The 15,762-nt window shown below is 68.2% G+C and carries 11 protein-coding genes; 2 read left to right on the top strand and 9 right to left on the bottom strand.

The features are described 5' to 3' along the window. Nucleotides 1-64: 64 nt before the first annotated feature. Complete coding sequence (locus ACZ3HL_RS09720) at nucleotides 65-3,346, bottom strand: glycosyltransferase (RefSeq protein ID WP_465529961.1); 3,282 nt, start codon at nucleotides 3,344-3,346, stop codon at nucleotides 65-67. A 133-nt stretch (nucleotides 3,347-3,479) separates the two neighbouring features. Further along, entirely contained in the window at nucleotides 3,480-3,863 is a 384-nt protein-coding gene (locus ACZ3HL_RS09715) for a WhiB family transcriptional regulator (protein ID WP_007028952.1), read from the bottom strand. A gap of 171 nt (nucleotides 3,864-4,034) precedes the next feature. Between ACZ3HL_RS09715 and ACZ3HL_RS09710 the strand changes: the two genes are divergently transcribed. Next, the gene (locus ACZ3HL_RS09710) at nucleotides 4,035-4,796 is read left to right on the top strand and encodes a site-2 protease family protein (RefSeq protein ID WP_465530040.1); all 762 of its coding nucleotides are present in this window, start codon (nucleotides 4,035-4,037) and stop codon (nucleotides 4,794-4,796) included. Here ACZ3HL_RS09710 and ACZ3HL_RS09705 read toward each other — a convergent pair. From ACZ3HL_RS09705 to mshB, 3 genes are read right to left on the bottom strand one after another with little or no spacing between them, the layout of a single operon-like run. After that, nucleotides 4,780-5,586: a hypothetical protein gene (locus ACZ3HL_RS09705; protein ID WP_465529959.1), complete on the bottom strand. Its 807-nt coding sequence runs from the start codon at nucleotides 5,584-5,586 to the stop codon at nucleotides 4,780-4,782. The two genes, ACZ3HL_RS09710 and ACZ3HL_RS09705, sit on opposite strands and share 17 nt — an antisense overlap. Further along, the gene (locus ACZ3HL_RS09700) at nucleotides 5,579-5,995 is read right to left on the bottom strand and encodes a hypothetical protein (protein ID WP_465411148.1); all 417 of its coding nucleotides are present in this window, start codon (nucleotides 5,993-5,995) and stop codon (nucleotides 5,579-5,581) included. Before ACZ3HL_RS09700 ends, ACZ3HL_RS09705 begins: the two co-directional genes overlap by 8 nt. Further along, nucleotides 5,992-6,834, bottom strand: a complete 843-nt coding sequence (gene mshB / locus ACZ3HL_RS09695) for an N-acetyl-1-D-myo-inositol-2-amino-2-deoxy-alpha-D-glucopyranoside deacetylase (protein WP_465529957.1) — start codon at nucleotides 6,832-6,834, stop codon at nucleotides 5,992-5,994. The genes ACZ3HL_RS09700 and mshB overlap by 4 nt, the downstream gene beginning before the upstream one ends. Before the next feature lie 158 nt (nucleotides 6,835-6,992). Between mshB and ACZ3HL_RS09690 the strand changes: the two genes are divergently transcribed. Next, nucleotides 6,993-8,771, top strand: coding sequence for an ABC transporter ATP-binding protein (locus tag ACZ3HL_RS09690; RefSeq protein ID WP_465411146.1), 1,779 nt, complete (start codon nucleotides 6,993-6,995; stop codon nucleotides 8,769-8,771). A 244-nt stretch (nucleotides 8,772-9,015) separates the two neighbouring features. Here the strand turns inward: ACZ3HL_RS09690 and ACZ3HL_RS09685 are convergent, their stop codons facing one another. The 4 genes from ACZ3HL_RS09685 to ACZ3HL_RS09670 form a co-directional block, all read right to left on the bottom strand. Next, nucleotides 9,016-9,948 carry an ABC transporter permease gene (locus ACZ3HL_RS09685; protein WP_465529955.1) on the bottom strand — a complete coding sequence of 311 codons (933 nt, stop codon included), beginning with the start codon at nucleotides 9,946-9,948 and terminating at the stop codon, nucleotides 9,016-9,018. After that, a complete protein-coding gene (locus ACZ3HL_RS09680; protein ID WP_465411232.1) occupies nucleotides 9,941-10,957 on the bottom strand; it encodes an ABC transporter permease in 1,017 nt (338 codons plus the stop codon). Before ACZ3HL_RS09680 ends, ACZ3HL_RS09685 begins: the two co-directional genes overlap by 8 nt. Before the next feature lie 183 nt (nucleotides 10,958-11,140). Next, a complete protein-coding gene (locus ACZ3HL_RS09675) occupies nucleotides 11,141-12,946 on the bottom strand; it encodes an ABC transporter family substrate-binding protein (RefSeq protein WP_465529953.1) in 1,806 nt (601 codons plus the stop codon). Nucleotides 12,947-13,233: 287 nt separating this feature from the next. Next, nucleotides 13,234-14,943 carry an ABC transporter family substrate-binding protein gene (locus ACZ3HL_RS09670; protein WP_465530038.1) on the bottom strand — a complete coding sequence of 570 codons (1,710 nt, stop codon included), beginning with the start codon at nucleotides 14,941-14,943 and terminating at the stop codon, nucleotides 13,234-13,236. Nucleotides 14,944-15,762: the final 819 nt, after the last annotated feature.

Raw genomic sequence — 15,762 nt, 5'->3', positions numbered from 1 at the left:
CGTCCTGAAGGCCCCCTTTGAGACGCCCAACGTCTCAAAGGGGGCCTTCAGGACACCAAGCACCTCAAGAAGCGGAAGTACGCCTCCGCGTAGGAACAGCCGTCAGCAGCGTGAACAAAACCGCCGCCATCTGCGCCAGCAGCAGCAGATTCCGCGTCGTCCCCTGATGCTCCACGACGACCTCCGACGGCGTCGGCGGAACCGAGACCGCCACCTGATGCCCCCACGCCCGCACGATCGGCACCGCCTTGCCGTCCACGCTCGCCTGCCAGCCCGCCTCGAACTCCGCGGCCAGCACGAGCAGCCGCCCGGTCGGTCCCTCCGAGACGCGCACCCGCACGTCCGGCAGCCCGGCCTGCACCGGCGCCACCCCGGGCGACGCCCCCGGCGCGCCCTTCCCGGTCACGGCCGCCTGCGCCAGTTCCGGCGAGATCAACGCCACCTGCCCACCGGCGGGCAGCAAGCGCAGCACCGGACGCCCGTCCGAGGTCGGCGCCGCCAAAACCACCAGGTCACGCGCGAGTTCGACGAAGGCGCCACCATCGGCGCCGCTCGGCAGGACAACGTACGCGACCCCCGAGGCCAAAGCAGCCGCGAAGGCCTGTTTGACCGCGTCCGGCGAGCCTTGCAGGAGGTCCCGGCGCCATGAGGCGAGCCGGTCGGCGCTGCCCGGCGTCGGCGCGAACTCGTCGTCGCCGAAACTCGGCAACCGCCCACCGGTCTGCCGGGCACCATCCTGAACAGCACCGATCACCAGCACCGAGCGGCCACTCGCGGCCAGTTCCGCCGAAATCTCCGGAGCCAGCGAGGGACGCTCACCCGCGCGCAAAGGCCCTTCCCGGCCGGCGACGACCGCACCGGTCGCCAGCGCCAGCAGCACGAACACCCCGGCCACCGCCGTGACCTTCGCCAGCCACGGCGCGGGGTCGACCCCGGACCCGCCCCGCTGCCAGGTCGCCAGCACCGTCCACAGCAGTCCGGCGCTGATCACCAGCAGCGGCACCCCGGCGTATCCGGTCGCGTGGGCGCCGCCCGACATCGGCGTCACGGCCACGAACCGCACCGCCACCAGCCCGAGCACACCCAGCACGACGACCGCGACACCGCCGGCGGCGCCCTTCGACGGCCGCACCACCAGCGCGACGATCGCGGCCGCGACCAGCGCCACCCCGATCGGCCAGGCACCGGGACCGCCCGGGTCCAGCCCGGCGAGGTCGGCCCCGGACGCGGCGGTGGCGCCGCCGCCGAGCCCGTGCAACAGCAGTTCCGGATGCCGCAGCAGCACACTCGGCCACGGCAGCAGCAACGCCAGCGGCAGGAACACCACGATGCCGACCGACGCGATCCGCCGCGCGAGCCCGGTCGGCGACGGCAGCACCACGAACCCGATCAGCAACCCGACCAGCGCCAGCGCGTGCGCCAGTGGGGAGAAGGCGCCGATCAGCGCCAGCCCGATCGCGCTCAGCGCGGAAACGTGCAGCCAGCGCGAGTCCGCGCGCACCAGCAGCCCGACGATGCCCGCGATCACCAGGGGCAGCAGCAGATGCACGACGACGACGTCGAGCCGTCCCTGCGCGACCGAAGCCGTGGCCGCGGGGAGCACGCCGTACGCCGCCGCGACGACGGCCCGAACCCAGCGCCGAACGCGAAGGTGCCGAGTGGCGGCGTACGCGCTCAGAGCGGCGAGCGGGATGTCGCCGATCAGCAGGATGGCGACCAGCGCGGCGGGGCCACCGATCGGGGTGAAGATCGCGCCGAGCGTCCCCAGCACCGGCAGCGTCGCGGGCGCGGGGCTCGCCGTCCCGCCCGCGATCGCGTGCCACGGCGCGAGATACGACGACCAGATCTCGCCGAGCCCGCCGACCGGCAGCAGCTTCCCGCCGAAGAGATCCAGCCCGAGCCGGGAACCGTTGACCACGAACGCGAGGGCCGTCAACACGACGAGCACGATCACCGGCGGGGCGAACACGGTCGCGCCGAGCACGCGTTTCCGGTCGACCTCGACGAACACGAGTTCCGGTTCCGGCCGTCGTCCGCCGTCCCGCGGCACCGGCGACGGTTTCGGCCCCTCCGCCGCGGGTTGCTCGGGAACGGCGACCGCGACGACACCGCTGGGCCGCCGCAGGCCCGTCCCCCGCGAGCCGACACCGCGCATCGCCCCCGCCGGCAGCGCCCCGGGGCCGACCGGACGATCCTGTCCGGCCTTCACCGCCTCCGGCGGGATCCAGGCCCCTTCCTGATCGACGCTCTCCGGCACCGTCCCGAGGGCGAAATCCCGTTCCACCCCACGCCGGACGAGACCGACGACACCGGCGCGCACCGCGTTGCGCACCCGCGTCATCCGGCCGGTGAACAGCCCGCGTACCCGGCCCGGCCTGCCGGTCTTCCGGCGTTCGGCGCGGGCCGCGCGCAGCCCGCCGCGGCCGCGCAGCAGGTACCAGGCGGCCGAAAGTTCCGCGCCCGCCTCGCCGGTGCGCCGGAGCACCAGGAACGCGAGCGCCCGTAGCACCGCGAACACCGGAATTCGAAAAAGCCCGAACCAAAAGGACAGTGGGGAGCAGTTGACGAGGAACACCCGCAGCCCGTGCGCGCGGTTCGCCGTCGCCAGGGAAAGACCGAGGGCGTCCGGTTCGCGTTGCCCGGTGCTGAGCGCGCGAGCGTGCCGGATCCGGGCGGCCGGCACCGAGAGCACGCGGCCACCCGCGGCGTTGGCCCGCCAGCCGAAGTCGAGATCCTCGCGCAGCAAGGGAAATCGGAGGTCGTAGCCGCCGAGTTCGTGCCAGACTTCCCGCCGCACCAGCGATCCCGCGCTCGGCACGGCGAGCACCGCGGTGTCGTTCTCGTCCGGTGAGATCTGCTGCCGGTGGCCGATGGCGTCGGTCGACAACCCGGCTTCGACGATGAGCCGCGGGTCGCTCCAGTCCACCGCGAGCGGGCCGAGCACCGTCGCCTCGGGCTCGTTTTCGGCCGCTGACAACAGGTTTTCGAGGCAGTCGGGCTCCGGCGCACAGTCGTCGTGCAGCAGCCAGAGCCAGCCACCGGGATCACCCCAGCGTTCGACGGCGTGCTCGACGGCCTCGCTGACGGCGGCGCCGAAGCCGACATCACGGGAAAGTGTGAGAATTCCGTCCAGGACCGGTGCTTCGCCGACGGACGCCGCGTCGGCGAGGATCTTCGCCGTCCCGTCGGTGGATCCGGTGTCGACCGCGAGGATGTGCCGCGGCCGGACTCCGCTGCGCCGCAGCGCGGAAAGCGCCAGTGGCAACCAGTTCTCGCCGTCGTGACAGACCACAATGGCCAGAACGGGGACCGTGCGCAACACAGGTGACGCGGCAGTGCGGGACAACGGGCACTCCAGATGTGGCGGCGAAGTCGAGTGCCGCCACCCTACGACGCGACCCTGTCACCCGTTGGTGGCCCCACTATGTGGAAGCGGGCATAAGCGATCTCCGGCGCGCACAGGCCGCCGGAGATCGCCGTCACACAGCTCGCTTTTTCAGTTTCCTACGCTCACGTTCGGAGAGCCCGCCCCAAATACCGAACCGCTCGTCATGCGCGAGGGCGTACTCGAGGCACTCGTCCTTGACCTCGCAACCGAGGCAGATCCGCTTGGCTTCACGGGTGGAGCCGCCCTTCTCGGGGAAGAACGCCTCCGGGTCCGTCTGCGCGCAGAGGGCCCGTTCCTGCCAGTCCTGCTCTTCCGCGGAGGCGTCGTCGAAAAGCTCGGTGAGATCGCCCAGTTGCTGCTCCGGGACCTCACCCCAACCCACGACTTGCCCCCATTCCCTTCCATCTGCTTCCAACCGCACGTCCGCCTCCTCGCTGTCCACGCACTCCCCAGGCTGGCGGTGTTGAAACACCATCCGCCGCCCCCTTCCAGCGACGAATGACATCACTGTGATTACACCCGTGTAGTGCGGTCAGGTCAAGCGGAGTAGCGAGTTCGGGGGATACCCGCGCGCGGGAGCGCAAGGGGACACGCCGAGAACTTCACATCGGGCATACGGAAGACTGGAGGGGTGCAGAGATCAGCAGTGCGGCCCAGCCCGATCTTCCTCGGCATCCTCGCGGTCACCGTCCTGGGCGGTGTACTGGCGGCTTTCGGTGACAACACCACGATTTCCCGCCAGGACTACGACCCGCTGATCACCATCGGCGTGATCCTGCTCGTCATCGGCGGCTGGGTCGCGTCACTGACGCTCCACGAATTCGGACACGCGGTCGTCGCGTTCCGCGGCGGTGATCACAGCGTCGCCCACAAGGGTTACCTGTCGATGGACGTCCGGAAGTACACGGATCCGATCCTGTCCATCGTCCTGCCGTTGGTATTCCTCGTCATCGGCGGCATCCCGCTGCCGGGCGGCGCGGTCTGGATCGAACACGGACGCCTGCGGTCACGCGCGGTCCAGTCGTGGGTGTCACTCGCCGGGCCGCTGAGCAACCTCGGCGTCGGTGTCCTGCTGACCCTCGTCATCGCGCTGGTGCCGATGTCGTCCGGTCTCGTGATCGGGCTTTCGTTCCTGGCGCTGCTTCAGGTCGTCACGTTCATCCTGAACATCCTGCCGATCCCCGGACTCGACGGCTGGGGCGCGATCGAGCCGTACCTTTCGCCCGGCGCGCGGGAGTTCGGCGCGAAGGTCCGGCCGTGGGCGCCGCTGGCGCTGTTCGCGGTGCTGATCGCCGTTCCCGGAGCCAGCGCCCTGTTCTGGGAGGTGTCCTACGCGATCTTCGATTCCGTCGGCGGCTTCACGCGCGCCGCGCAGTACGGACAAGACGCGTTCATGTTCTGGCGGTGAGCTCGCCCTCAGGGTGCTCGGTGAACCATTCGTGTGCCCGCTTCCAGACGCGTTTGAGGCCTGATCGCTCGCCGAGGTAGTCGCCCGCCATGCCGACGACCGGCAGCTTCCCGAGCGCACGGTGGAAAAGACGGCCGCGAGGCCGCTTCTCCAGTTCGTCGACGATGCCCAGCAGGCCCCGGCCGAGCCGCCACAACGTGCCGGCGGCCGCCTTCAGGGTGATCTTCCCGTGCTTCTTCTTCGCGTCGTCGAGTTCTTCGGTGAGCTTGGCCGCTTCGTCGTCTTCGGCGGCCTTGTCGTGTTCGGCGTGTTTGCCCGCCGCGATCACCGGGTCGATGTCGCGTTCGAAAAGGACCCACGCGATCAGCCGGACGCGGGCGCCGACATCGGTCACGCCGTACTCCCCCGCGATCGCGCACAGCAACACGCCTTGTGCCGCCGAGCCGAGCGCGTCCTGCACGGGGAGCCGGTCGGCCAGCGCGCCGCCGAGACCGGGGATCGCGGTGATCAGCGCGGTGAACCGGCCGACCCGGTTCACCCACCAGTCGGTCCGCTGGTAGTTCGACATCTCGGCCCACGCCGCGGTACCGGGCACCTTGACCGAGGTGATCCCGTTGAGCAGCTTGTCCTTCAGCCCGGGCTCGACGCCGTCGAGATCCTCGTGACGGCGCCCTCTGGCCTGCAGGCCGAACGGGTCCGCGTCGCGCAGCGCGTCGACCATCGGCCCGCAGGCGCGGACGAACGGCCGCAGCACCGCCACGACCTGACGGTCCGAAATCGCATCACCCACCGCTGACTCCCTTCGCGGCTTTCGCCGTCCTTCCCAGACCGCCACCCAGCGCCAGTGCTCCCGGCAACGCCCCGCCGCCGATCAGCAGCAAGGCCCGCCAGTCCTGTATCAGCACCAGATCACCACCGGGTCCGGTCGCGCCCATTCCCAGTACGACTAGTACCCAGACGAGCAGCGGAATCACCGAAAAGGAGGGCCGCACCACTTTCGCGGTCGTCCGCACCAGCAGCGGAGTGGTGATCACCGCGAGCACCACGGTCACCGGCAGGGGCGCGTCCCCGACCTTCGGCAGCACGATCCCGTCGAGGCGGAGCGGCAGGAAGAACAGTTCGAGCAGGCCGAGCAGGAACGCGTCGAAGGTCAGCAGGGCGAGCAGCAGACGCTGGCGCGACGTGAGCGGCGTGTTCACCTCGCGAGGCCCCCGAACAGATCGGCCGCGGCGCCTTCGGCCGGTCCATGGGCGAGCACGAAGTACTCGTTCGGGGTGATCGGCTGCGCGATGTCGTTGCTCAGCGCGAAGTGATCCGCGAGATGCGGCTGGGCGGGCACGCTGACCTGGGTCTCGTGAGCCCGCAGCGCGGCCGCCTTCGCCGGGATGTGCTCGCTCACGTCGAGGACGGTCGTGATGGTCTCGTCCGGGGTCACCGGCAGCTCGCCGTCTTCGGGAACCCGGAACGAGGAGCGTCCGCGCAGCGCGGCGAGGCCGGCCGCGACGGCGTCGCGGGAAGAGACGGTGTGGAAGACCCGCTCGACCGACGCGGCCTTCGGCGCGGCGGCCATCGTGACCTCGTGCGCACGGATGTGGTCGGGGTGCCCGTAACCCCCGAAGGCGTCATACGTGACGACGACCTGGGGCCGGACCTCGTCGAGGATCTCGGCGAGCTGAGCCGCCTGCTCGTCGAGGTCGCCGCCGGAGAACGCGCGCGGATGGGCCGCCGACGGCGTCCCGGCCATGCCCGAGTCACGCCAGCGGCCGATGCCGCCGAGATAGCGGTGCCGGGTGACGCCCAGCGCCGCGCAGGCCGACGCCAGCTCGCCCGCGCGGTAGCCGCCGAGCTGGTCCGAAGCCCACGAACCGAGACCGTCGAGGGACGGCGGGATGATCTCGCCTTCCTCACCGAGAGTGCACGTGACAACGGTCACTTCGGCGCCTTCGGCCGCGTAACGCGCGACGGTGCCACCGGTGGTGATGCTCTCGTCGTCCGGATGGGCGTGCACGAGGAGCAATTTGGGCAGATCGGAGATCACGGCTTGAAGACTAATTCGAACACGGCGCGCTTTCCTTTATAGGGTGTCGGGAACGGAAGCCGGAGAGCACCGACCTTAGTCGGGCGACTCTCGGTTATCCTCGCGCGAGTCACGGGCTTTGCGCCGTGGCCATATGTACCCCCACGAAGGGCATCTTGGTGAGCACTGAAGCAGCATCGTCGGACCTCGGCGGCGTGTCGGGTTCGGTTCTGTCCATCTCCGACCTGAGCGTCTCGTTCCCGACCGACGACGGCGTGGTCGACGCCGTCAAGGGCATCGGATTCGACGTCAAGCCCGGCGAGATCGTCGCGGTGGTCGGCGAGTCCGGTTCCGGTAAGTCGGTGACCTCGATGTCGGTGCTCGGGTTGCTCCCGAAGACGAGCCGGATCGCGGGCGAGCTTCGCCTCGGCGAGCGCAACCTGGCCGACCTCAAGGAGAAGGACCTCCAGAAGATCCGCGGCAACCAGGTCGCGATGATCTTCCAGGAGCCGATGACCGCGCTGAACCCGGTCTACACCGTCGGCTGGCAGCTGCGTGAGGCGCTCCGCTCGCACCAGGACATCTCGAAGGAAGCCGCCGACAAGCGTGCCATCGAGCTGCTGGAGATGGTCGGCATCCCGAACCCGCCGCTGCGCTTCAAGCAGTACCCGCACCAGCTCTCCGGCGGTCTGCGGCAGCGCGTCGTCATCGCGATGGCGATCTCGTGCGACCCGAAGGTCATCATCGCCGACGAGCCGACCACGGCGCTCGACGTCACCGTGCAGGCGGAGATCCTCGGCCTGCTGCGCAAGCTGCGCGACACCCTCAACACCGCGATCGTGCTGATCACGCACGACATGGGCGTCGTCGCCGACCTCGCCGACCGCGTGGTCGTGATGTACCAGGGCAACATCGTCGAAGAGGCGCCGGTGCGCGACCTGTTCGCGTCGCCGTCGCAGGAGTACACCCGCAAGCTGCTCGCCGCGGTCCCCGTGCTGGGCCAGCGTCCGGAAGGCCGCCGCCTGCTCGAAGACGGCATCTCCGCCGACAGCGACGAGGCCACGAAGATCGCCGAGGAGATCCGCCTCGAGGACTCCGAGCTCGCCGCGGTGATCGAGGAGAACGCGCCCGCGCTCGAGATCAAGAACCTCGTGCTGGAGTACCCCGGCCGTCGCGGCCAGGCGAAGAACCGCGCGGTGGACGACGTCTCGCTGAGCATCGCCAAGGGCGAGATCGTCGGGCTGGTCGGTGAGTCCGGTTCCGGCAAGTCGACCGTCGGCCGCTGCGCGATCCGCCTGCTGAGCCCGACCGCTGGCACCGTGTCGATCGCGGGCAAGGACATCACGAACATGTCGAACAAGGAGCTGCGCCCGCTGCGCCGCTACTTCTCGATCGTGTTCCAGGACCCGGCGTCCACACTGGACCCGAAGATGACCATCGGCGAATCGATCGCCGAGCCGATGGTGCTGCACAAGTTCCTGCAGGGCAAGGCCCTGAACGAGCGCGTGGCGTCCCTTTTGGACAAGGTCGAGCTCGGCGGCCACTACCGCAACCGGTACCCGCACGAGCTGTCCGGCGGCCAGCGCCAGCGCGTCGCCATCGCGCGGGCGCTGTCGCTCGACCCGGCGCTGCTGATCGCGGACGAGCCGACCTCGGCGCTGGACGTGTCGGTGCAGGCGCGGGTGCTGGACCTGTTCCTGGACCTGCAGCGCTCGCTGCAGTTCGCCTGCCTGTTCATCAGCCACGACCTGGCCGTCGTCGACCTGCTGGCCGACCGCGTCGCGGTGATGCAGCACGGCAAGCTGGTCGAGGTCGGCACGCGTGACCAGGTCCTGCACTCGCCGCGCGAGGACTACACCCGTCGCCTGCTGTCGGCCGCCCCGGTCGCGGACCCGGTGCTGCAGGCCGAGCGGCGTGCGGCCTGGGAGGCGGGCAAGCTGGCCCCGGTGGCCGACTGACCCTCGGAAGTCCGTGAAGGCCCCCTTCACCGCGTCTGACGCGGTGAAGGGGGCCTTCACGTATCAAGGCGACACTCGCGTGTCTGGAGGCGTATCTCGCGTGATTGGAGGCGTAACTCGCGTGACTGGATGGACGACACGGGTGTCGTCGCCCCACTCGAGTCGCGAGAGCCCCTGACGCGCGTGAAGGCCCCCTTCCCGCGGCTGAGCCGAGGGAAGGGGGCCTTCACGCGATATAGGAGCCTTACGCCTTCATCTTGCGCTGCCGCGGGTCGAAAGCGTCCCGCAGGCCGTCACCGATGAAGTTGATCGTCAGCGAGATCAGCACCAGCACGACGAACGGGCCGAAGAACAGCGCCGGCCGCGCCTGCAGCTGCGCGTAGTTCTCGAGGATGACGCGGCCGAGCGAAGTGTCCGGCAGCTGCACCCCGAGCCCGATGAACGACAGGGCCGCCTCGATCAGCACGGCCTGCGCGATCGCGAGGGTCGCGTTGACCGTGATGAGGCCGACCATGTTCGGCACCAGGTGCTTGAACACGATGTGGAACGTCCCGGCGCCGGACGCGCGGGCGGCGTCCACGAACTCGCGCTGGGACAGCGACATCGATTCGGCCCTGGCGATACGGGCGATCGGCATCCAGCCGAAGGCCGCCAGCACCATCGCGACGATGTACCAGGTACCGCCGCCGAACACCTTGGCCAGGATGGCCGCGGCCGCGATCTGCGGGACGATCAGGAACAGGTCCGTCACGCGGGAGATCGCCGAGTCGGTGAAGCCGCGGAGATACCCCGCCATGGCACCGAAAACGGTGCCGATGGTGGTGGCGACGAGCGACACGATCAGCGCGATCAGCAACGAGTACTGGGTGCCGCGCAGGATCTGCGACACCATCTCCTTGCCGACCTGGGTGGTGCCGAGGGGGTACTCGGCACTCGGGTCCGCGAAGGACGGGAACGAGCTGTCCTCGTAGTTGTACGGCCAGAAGATCGGCATGATCAGCACGGTGAGCACCAGCAGCAGCAGGATCCCGGTGCAGACCATCGCCAGCTTGTGCCGCAGGAACTTCCGCAGGACCAGCTTGCCCTGACTCTGCGGCTCGGGGAGCGCCTCCTCCGGAAGCGAGCCATCGGCGGGCTTGGAGCCTTCCGCCGCGATGAGGGAGTTCAAGTCAGCCAACGCGAATCCTCGGGTCCAGGATGCCGTACATCAGATCGGCGATCAGGTTGGCGACGATGATGCTGCTGGCGATGAGCACCAGCCACCCCATCATCACCTGGGTGTCGCTCTTGGTCACGGCTTCGACGAGCAGCTTGCCCATGCCATTCCAGTTGAACACCGTCTCGGTGATGATCGCGCCCGAGAGCACGGCACCGAAGTTGACGGAGAACAGCGTGGTCACCGGGATGAGCGCGTTCCGGAAGGCGTGGCGGAAGATGACCCGGCCGTTGGCGAGTCCCTTGGCGCGCGCGGTCCGCACGTAGTCCGCGTTCAGCGTCTCCAGCATCGAAGCGCGCTGGAACCGGCTGTACGCGGCGAAGCTGATGGCCATGATGGACAGCGTCGGAAGCAGATACGCGCCGATGTAACTGGCCAGGAAACCGCCTGGACCGTCGAAATTCAGCGATTCCGGGCTCGTGGTGCGGATCCACGGGTTACCGAGCACATCGGACAGTCCCAGGTCCCGGACCCAGCCGTTGAACTCGATCGCGTAGCGCTTGAGCACGATGGCGACGCAGAAGATCGGCATCGAGAACAGCAGGAAGGCCAGCGTGGTGGCGATGTAGTCGATGATCGAGTACTGCTTGACCGCCGCGACCACACCGACGAGGACGCCGAGGACGAGTGCGAGGATCTCGGCTCCGACGACGAGCTTCAAGGTGACCTCGAACGCGGCCATGACCTTCGGGAACACCTCGGCCTGCGCGTTGCCCTGTGCGATGGACACGCCCCAGTCGCCGGTGACGAAGTTGCCGAGCCAGGTGAAGTACCGGGGCACGATGCCCTGGTCCAGCCCGAGCTTCGAAGCCATCTGCGCGATGGCTTCCTGGCTCATGGCCGGGTTGCTCTTCATCTCGGCGAGCGGGTCACCGGTGCCGGCGACCATGATGAAACACAGGAAAGTCCCGACCAGAAGGACGGGGATCGATATCGCCAGACGGCGAAGAATGTAGATCACCAGGTTCAACGAACTGCTCCTCATCCGGGCCTGGCCGCCGAAGTGCTGGACCGCTGCCCGGTTGTCCACCGTAGTGGCGGTAACCCTACGGCCAACAGCTACTTCCGGCGGGTACGGGGGCCCGGCTTTTGGCCGGACCCCCGTACCACCAGGATCGCGTAAGCGAATGGTGAGAAAAAGCGGGCGAAAAGCCTACTTCTTCTGCTCCCACTCACCGACGTTCCACAGGACACCGTTGTACGACTGCATGTACGTGCGGTCGATGCCCTTGAACGCCCACATGGACGGGGTCTGGAACAGCGGCAGCGTCGCGTACTCGTCCGCGATCGCCTGGTCGGCCTTCTGGTAGTTCTCCAGCTGCACGGCCTCGTCGGTGGCCTTCACGGCAGCCTCGAAGGCCGCGTCGATCGTCGGGTTCGACAGGCCCTGGTAGTTCTGGCTGCTGTCGTCGACACGGGTGATGTAGATCGACTTCTGCTCGGCCTTGAACGGAGCGGCGGACCAGCCGAAGAGCGCGGCGTCGTAGTCGCTGGCCGCGAGACGGCCACCCTTCAGGAAGTTCGCGTCCTGGTCGTCCGTGATCTCGATACCGGCGGCCTTGGCCTGCGAGATGATGATCTCGACGGTCTGCTGACGGCGGGCGTTCTGGTTGTGCGAGATCTTGAACGACGCGCGCTGGCCGTTCTTGGCGAAGATACCGTCGCCACCCTTGACCCAGCCGGCGTCGGTCAGCGTCTTGGCCGCGGCCTCGGCGCCCAGACCGGCCTTGCTGCTGTACAGGTCCTTGAAGCCCTGCTCGCCCGGCATGAACACGATGCTGTTCAGCGGGGTCGCGTCGGCCTGGACCTCCTTGAGCAGCTTGTCGGTGATCTCCTGGCGGTTGACGACCTCGAAGAACGCCTTGCGCAGGTCCTTGTCCTTGAACATGCGACCGTAGTTGAGGTCGATGTGCTCGAAGGTCAGCTGCGAGGCCGAACCGTAGGTGATGCCCTGGGCGGAAAGGCTCTTCATGGTGTTGGCCGCGGTGGCGTCGGGCTGGGTCGAAGCGGCGACGTCGATCTCACCGTTCTGCAGCGCGGTCGCCATGGCCTTGGTGTCCTCCATCGCCCTCACGACGATCTTGGAGGGGCCACCCTTGCCACCGATCCAGTTGGGGTTCTTCTCCAGCGTGACGGCCTTCTGGTTGGCGTCGAACGCGGTGATCTTGTAGGGACCCGAAGCCGGCATGACGTCGGCCTTGAAGCCCTTGAAGCCGTTGGTCCAGAAGTCACCGGCCTTCGCCAGCTCGGCGGGGTCGCTGGCCGGGGTCAGCTTGGTGATGTCGGCGACGCCCGAGTTCTTCTCGACGATGTGCGCGGGCATGATCGCGGTCGAGTTGAACAGACCCTTGTAGTCCAGGTACGGCTCGGTGTACTTGGTCTCGAAGGTCAGGTCGTCCTTGCAGGTCGCCTCGTTGATCAGCTGGTAGCCGGTCGTCGAAGCGGCGAGGAAGGCCTGCTTGCCGTCGGAGGTCTTCGCCTTGCCGGAGTGCGCCAGCCACGACAGGTACATGTCGTCGCAGTCGAACGCCTCGTTGTCCGACCACTTGACGTTCGGCTTGATCTTGTAGACGACGGTCTGCGGCTCCTTGGAGGTGACCTCCCAGGAGTCGAACACGTCGTTGTTCAGCAGCACCTTGTTGTTGCCGTCGAGCACGTCGGCGCCGGCGAGCACGGCGGTCAGGATGTAGGTGTTGTACGACGTGTTGGTGTCGGGCGTGTCGTTGTTGTAGCCCGAGTACCCGTCGTCGATACCCACGGTGACGGTGCCTTCGTACCCCGGGGTGTCCGCGAGCTTGAAGTTCTCACCGCTCTGCGCCTTGCCGGTCGCCATGCTCTTGATATCGGTCGACGACCCGTTCTGGTCGGAACTGCCGCTGTCGCCACCGCTGCATGCGCTCAGCACGAGCGCGGAGGCCGCGACCAGCGACCAGGCGGAGACTGCCTTGGACTTCCTCATGAAGTGTGCCCTCCTAGCACTGGGTTCCTGAGATCGGAACAGGACCCCACACCGCTCCGGTGAGATGGCCCGGAGCCTATGACACGCCAAGCAACACTCATTTGGCGCACTGCCGGTGCACGCTAGAAAGGAAATGCACGAACAGTCACCAGTTCCGGGGCGATCGTGACCAAAGGGTAACTTGCGGCCGACATCGGGAAATACACTGGTTACCTTGAGGAATCAGTCCACCACTCGAACGTGCCGGGAAAGGTCACCCGCCAGGGTCCGACTCGGACTCGAAACGGCTACTTCGGACCCCGTGTCCAGTTCACCGCGGACCCGAAAGGGCCCACCATCGGAGGACCTGCGGTTACTCCGGAAATACCAGAGCCGATGGCGAGGGTATCGGCCAGCTGGAACAACGGAATGGCAACATTCCGACGCCACAATTCCGGTTCCAGGGCCGAAAGCGTCTCGGCCGCCGGGGTGGCGCCGGTCAGCGCGGCGTCGATCGAGGGCTGCAGGGCCGGATCGCAGAAGCCCAGCGGGTTCCCCGGGACGACCGCCTTGGCCGGGTCGGCGAGCTGATCGGGACGGCAGCCGAAGGTGGACGCCAGTACCGAAGCGACGTCCGCACCGCCGGTGACCTGGCCGATCACCGCGATGTCGATGCCGACGTTGCCCGCGCCCTCCGGCGTCGTCTGCTGGATCCCGTCGAGCACCGGCATGGCCAGCATCGTCGAGAAGAGCTCCCTCGGCTGCGGGGCGATCGCGTTGACCTCGATCCCCGCGGCCACCAGTTGCGCCGTCAGCTCCTTGGCGATCGTCGCGTACGGCTCCTGTTTGGCGGGCGAGGCGACGACCAGCGAAAGGTTCTTCCCGTTCTTCCGCCAGGTGCCCGCTTCCTTGGTGTATCCGGCGGATTTGAGCAGTTCCTCGCCCTTGACGGGATCGGCCGCGGACGGCGGGCCGGGGGCCGGGATCGTCGGCTGGAAACCGGGAGCCGACGGGACGCGGACCTGCGCGTCGGCACGGAGCTTGTCGGACGGGCCGCCGTCGGTCGCCTCGGTGATCAGTTTGCCGCGGTCGATCAGCGCGGTGACGCCTTCGCGCACCTTGGGATCCGACAGCGTCGAGCTCACCGGCCGCAGGAGGATCTGCGCGACCGTGGGACGCGCGACCGTGTGCAGCTGGACGGCGGAGCCGAGTTCCCCGAGCCGTTTCAGGCCGGTGCCGTCGGTCCTGGTCATCGCGAACTGGTCGTTGCCGCTGCGCAGGGCGGCCAGTGTGCCGTCCTGATCGGCCGCACGGAGCACGATCCGGTCGAGGGCGGAGGGTTTCTCCCAATAGCGTTCGTTGCGCTCCAGGGTGATCTCACCGCGCGCGGTGTCGAGGCCCTTGATCGAGTACGGGCCGCCGACCGCCGGGAACGTCGACGCCAGCGCGCCCTGCCACCCGTTCGGGGCGTCCTTGAGCAGATGCGCGGGCAGGAGGTTGCCGAAAAGCGTCTGCCAGCCCGGATACGGTTTGGCGAAGGTGACCTCGACCCGCTTGCCGCCTTCACGCGACTGGATGTCCGAGATCAGCCGATAGCCGGCGGCGCCGATGACGCCCGGCTGGTCGCGCATCGCCTCGCGGAGATAGGCGAAGTCCTCGGCGGCGATCGGCGCGCTGTCGGACCAGGAGGCGTCCGGGCGGATCGTGTACGCGACCGTGAACGGCTGCTGCGACACGACCTCGGCGGACTTCATCAGGTTCTTGTCCAGCTCGAAGCTGCCGTCGTCCTTGGGGCGGAACACCGACGGGAGCAGCAGCTGCGAAAGCGCCGACGTGACCTGGGAAGCGTCGGCGAGGCTGTGGGGGTTGTAGCCGCCGAGGACGTCGTCGACACCCACGACGACCTGCGAAGGCGTCTTCGTGGTCGACGAGCTCACCGGGGAGGCTGAAGAGCTGACCACGGGCGGGGGCGGGGTGTTGCTGCAGGCGGCGAGGAGCACCGCCGCGCACGCCAGCATGGGTGCCGCTGTGGTCCGTGACCGCACGCCTGGATCCTCCTGGTTTGTCCCTCGCCACGTCGCCATAGAGCTATCACGCCCGACATGGCCTCGGCTGCGAGATTCCCATATCGGCCCGGCCGTCGCCCGACCGGATGCCGTCCTCCTCCGGTGGACGTCCGGGAGGCCCCCGGGGTTCCTGCCCGGCCGAGGCTTTTCGGAGCGGCCGAAGCGCGCCCGCCCGGCAATCGGTTCCGCAAACCCGGAACATTCCGGAACGGCCGCCGGAATGTTCGCCACCGCACGATTGACGACCGAAACGATCGCGACCGTGAGTCCTATCCGGACGCATTTAGGGTCTTTTGTTTCGCGCCCGCCCGGATCCGCGTTCTCGGCGCGGCGCAGGCGGCCGCTCCGGCGCCGTTCCGTCCGGGGTGTTCCGGTGTTGTGAACACCGTCCGAAATGGAGATCGGCTTTCCCTCGGAATTGTCGGGAAAGGACCTTTCTTTAACGAAGAACGCCCGTCCGAATACGGTGCGTGACCACATTGGCACCCGAAAACGCCGGAGGACGCCTACTCACGGTGAGTGAGCTGATGCCATTGGTCGAAGTCAAGACCGGGGCTGATCGGGCCAGAGCCGGTCGTGGCTTGGACACCCAGCGCCGGGCAGCACGGGTGATCCGACGGACGACACGCGTGACCGAGTGGACGACACACGTGTCCAGCCGGACGACTCGCGGCGGGACCGGTCCCGCCGCGAGTCGTGCGCTCAGGTGGGCCAGTACAGGAAGGCCCCGTTACAAGGGGCTGGCGCCGGGGAAAGGGCCCTACAGGACAT

The sequence above is a fragment of the Amycolatopsis sp. NPDC000009 genome, from assembly GCF_055563465.1.
The sequence above is the reverse complement of the archived record's forward strand: the minus strand, read 5'-3'. Positions and strand labels throughout refer to the sequence as shown.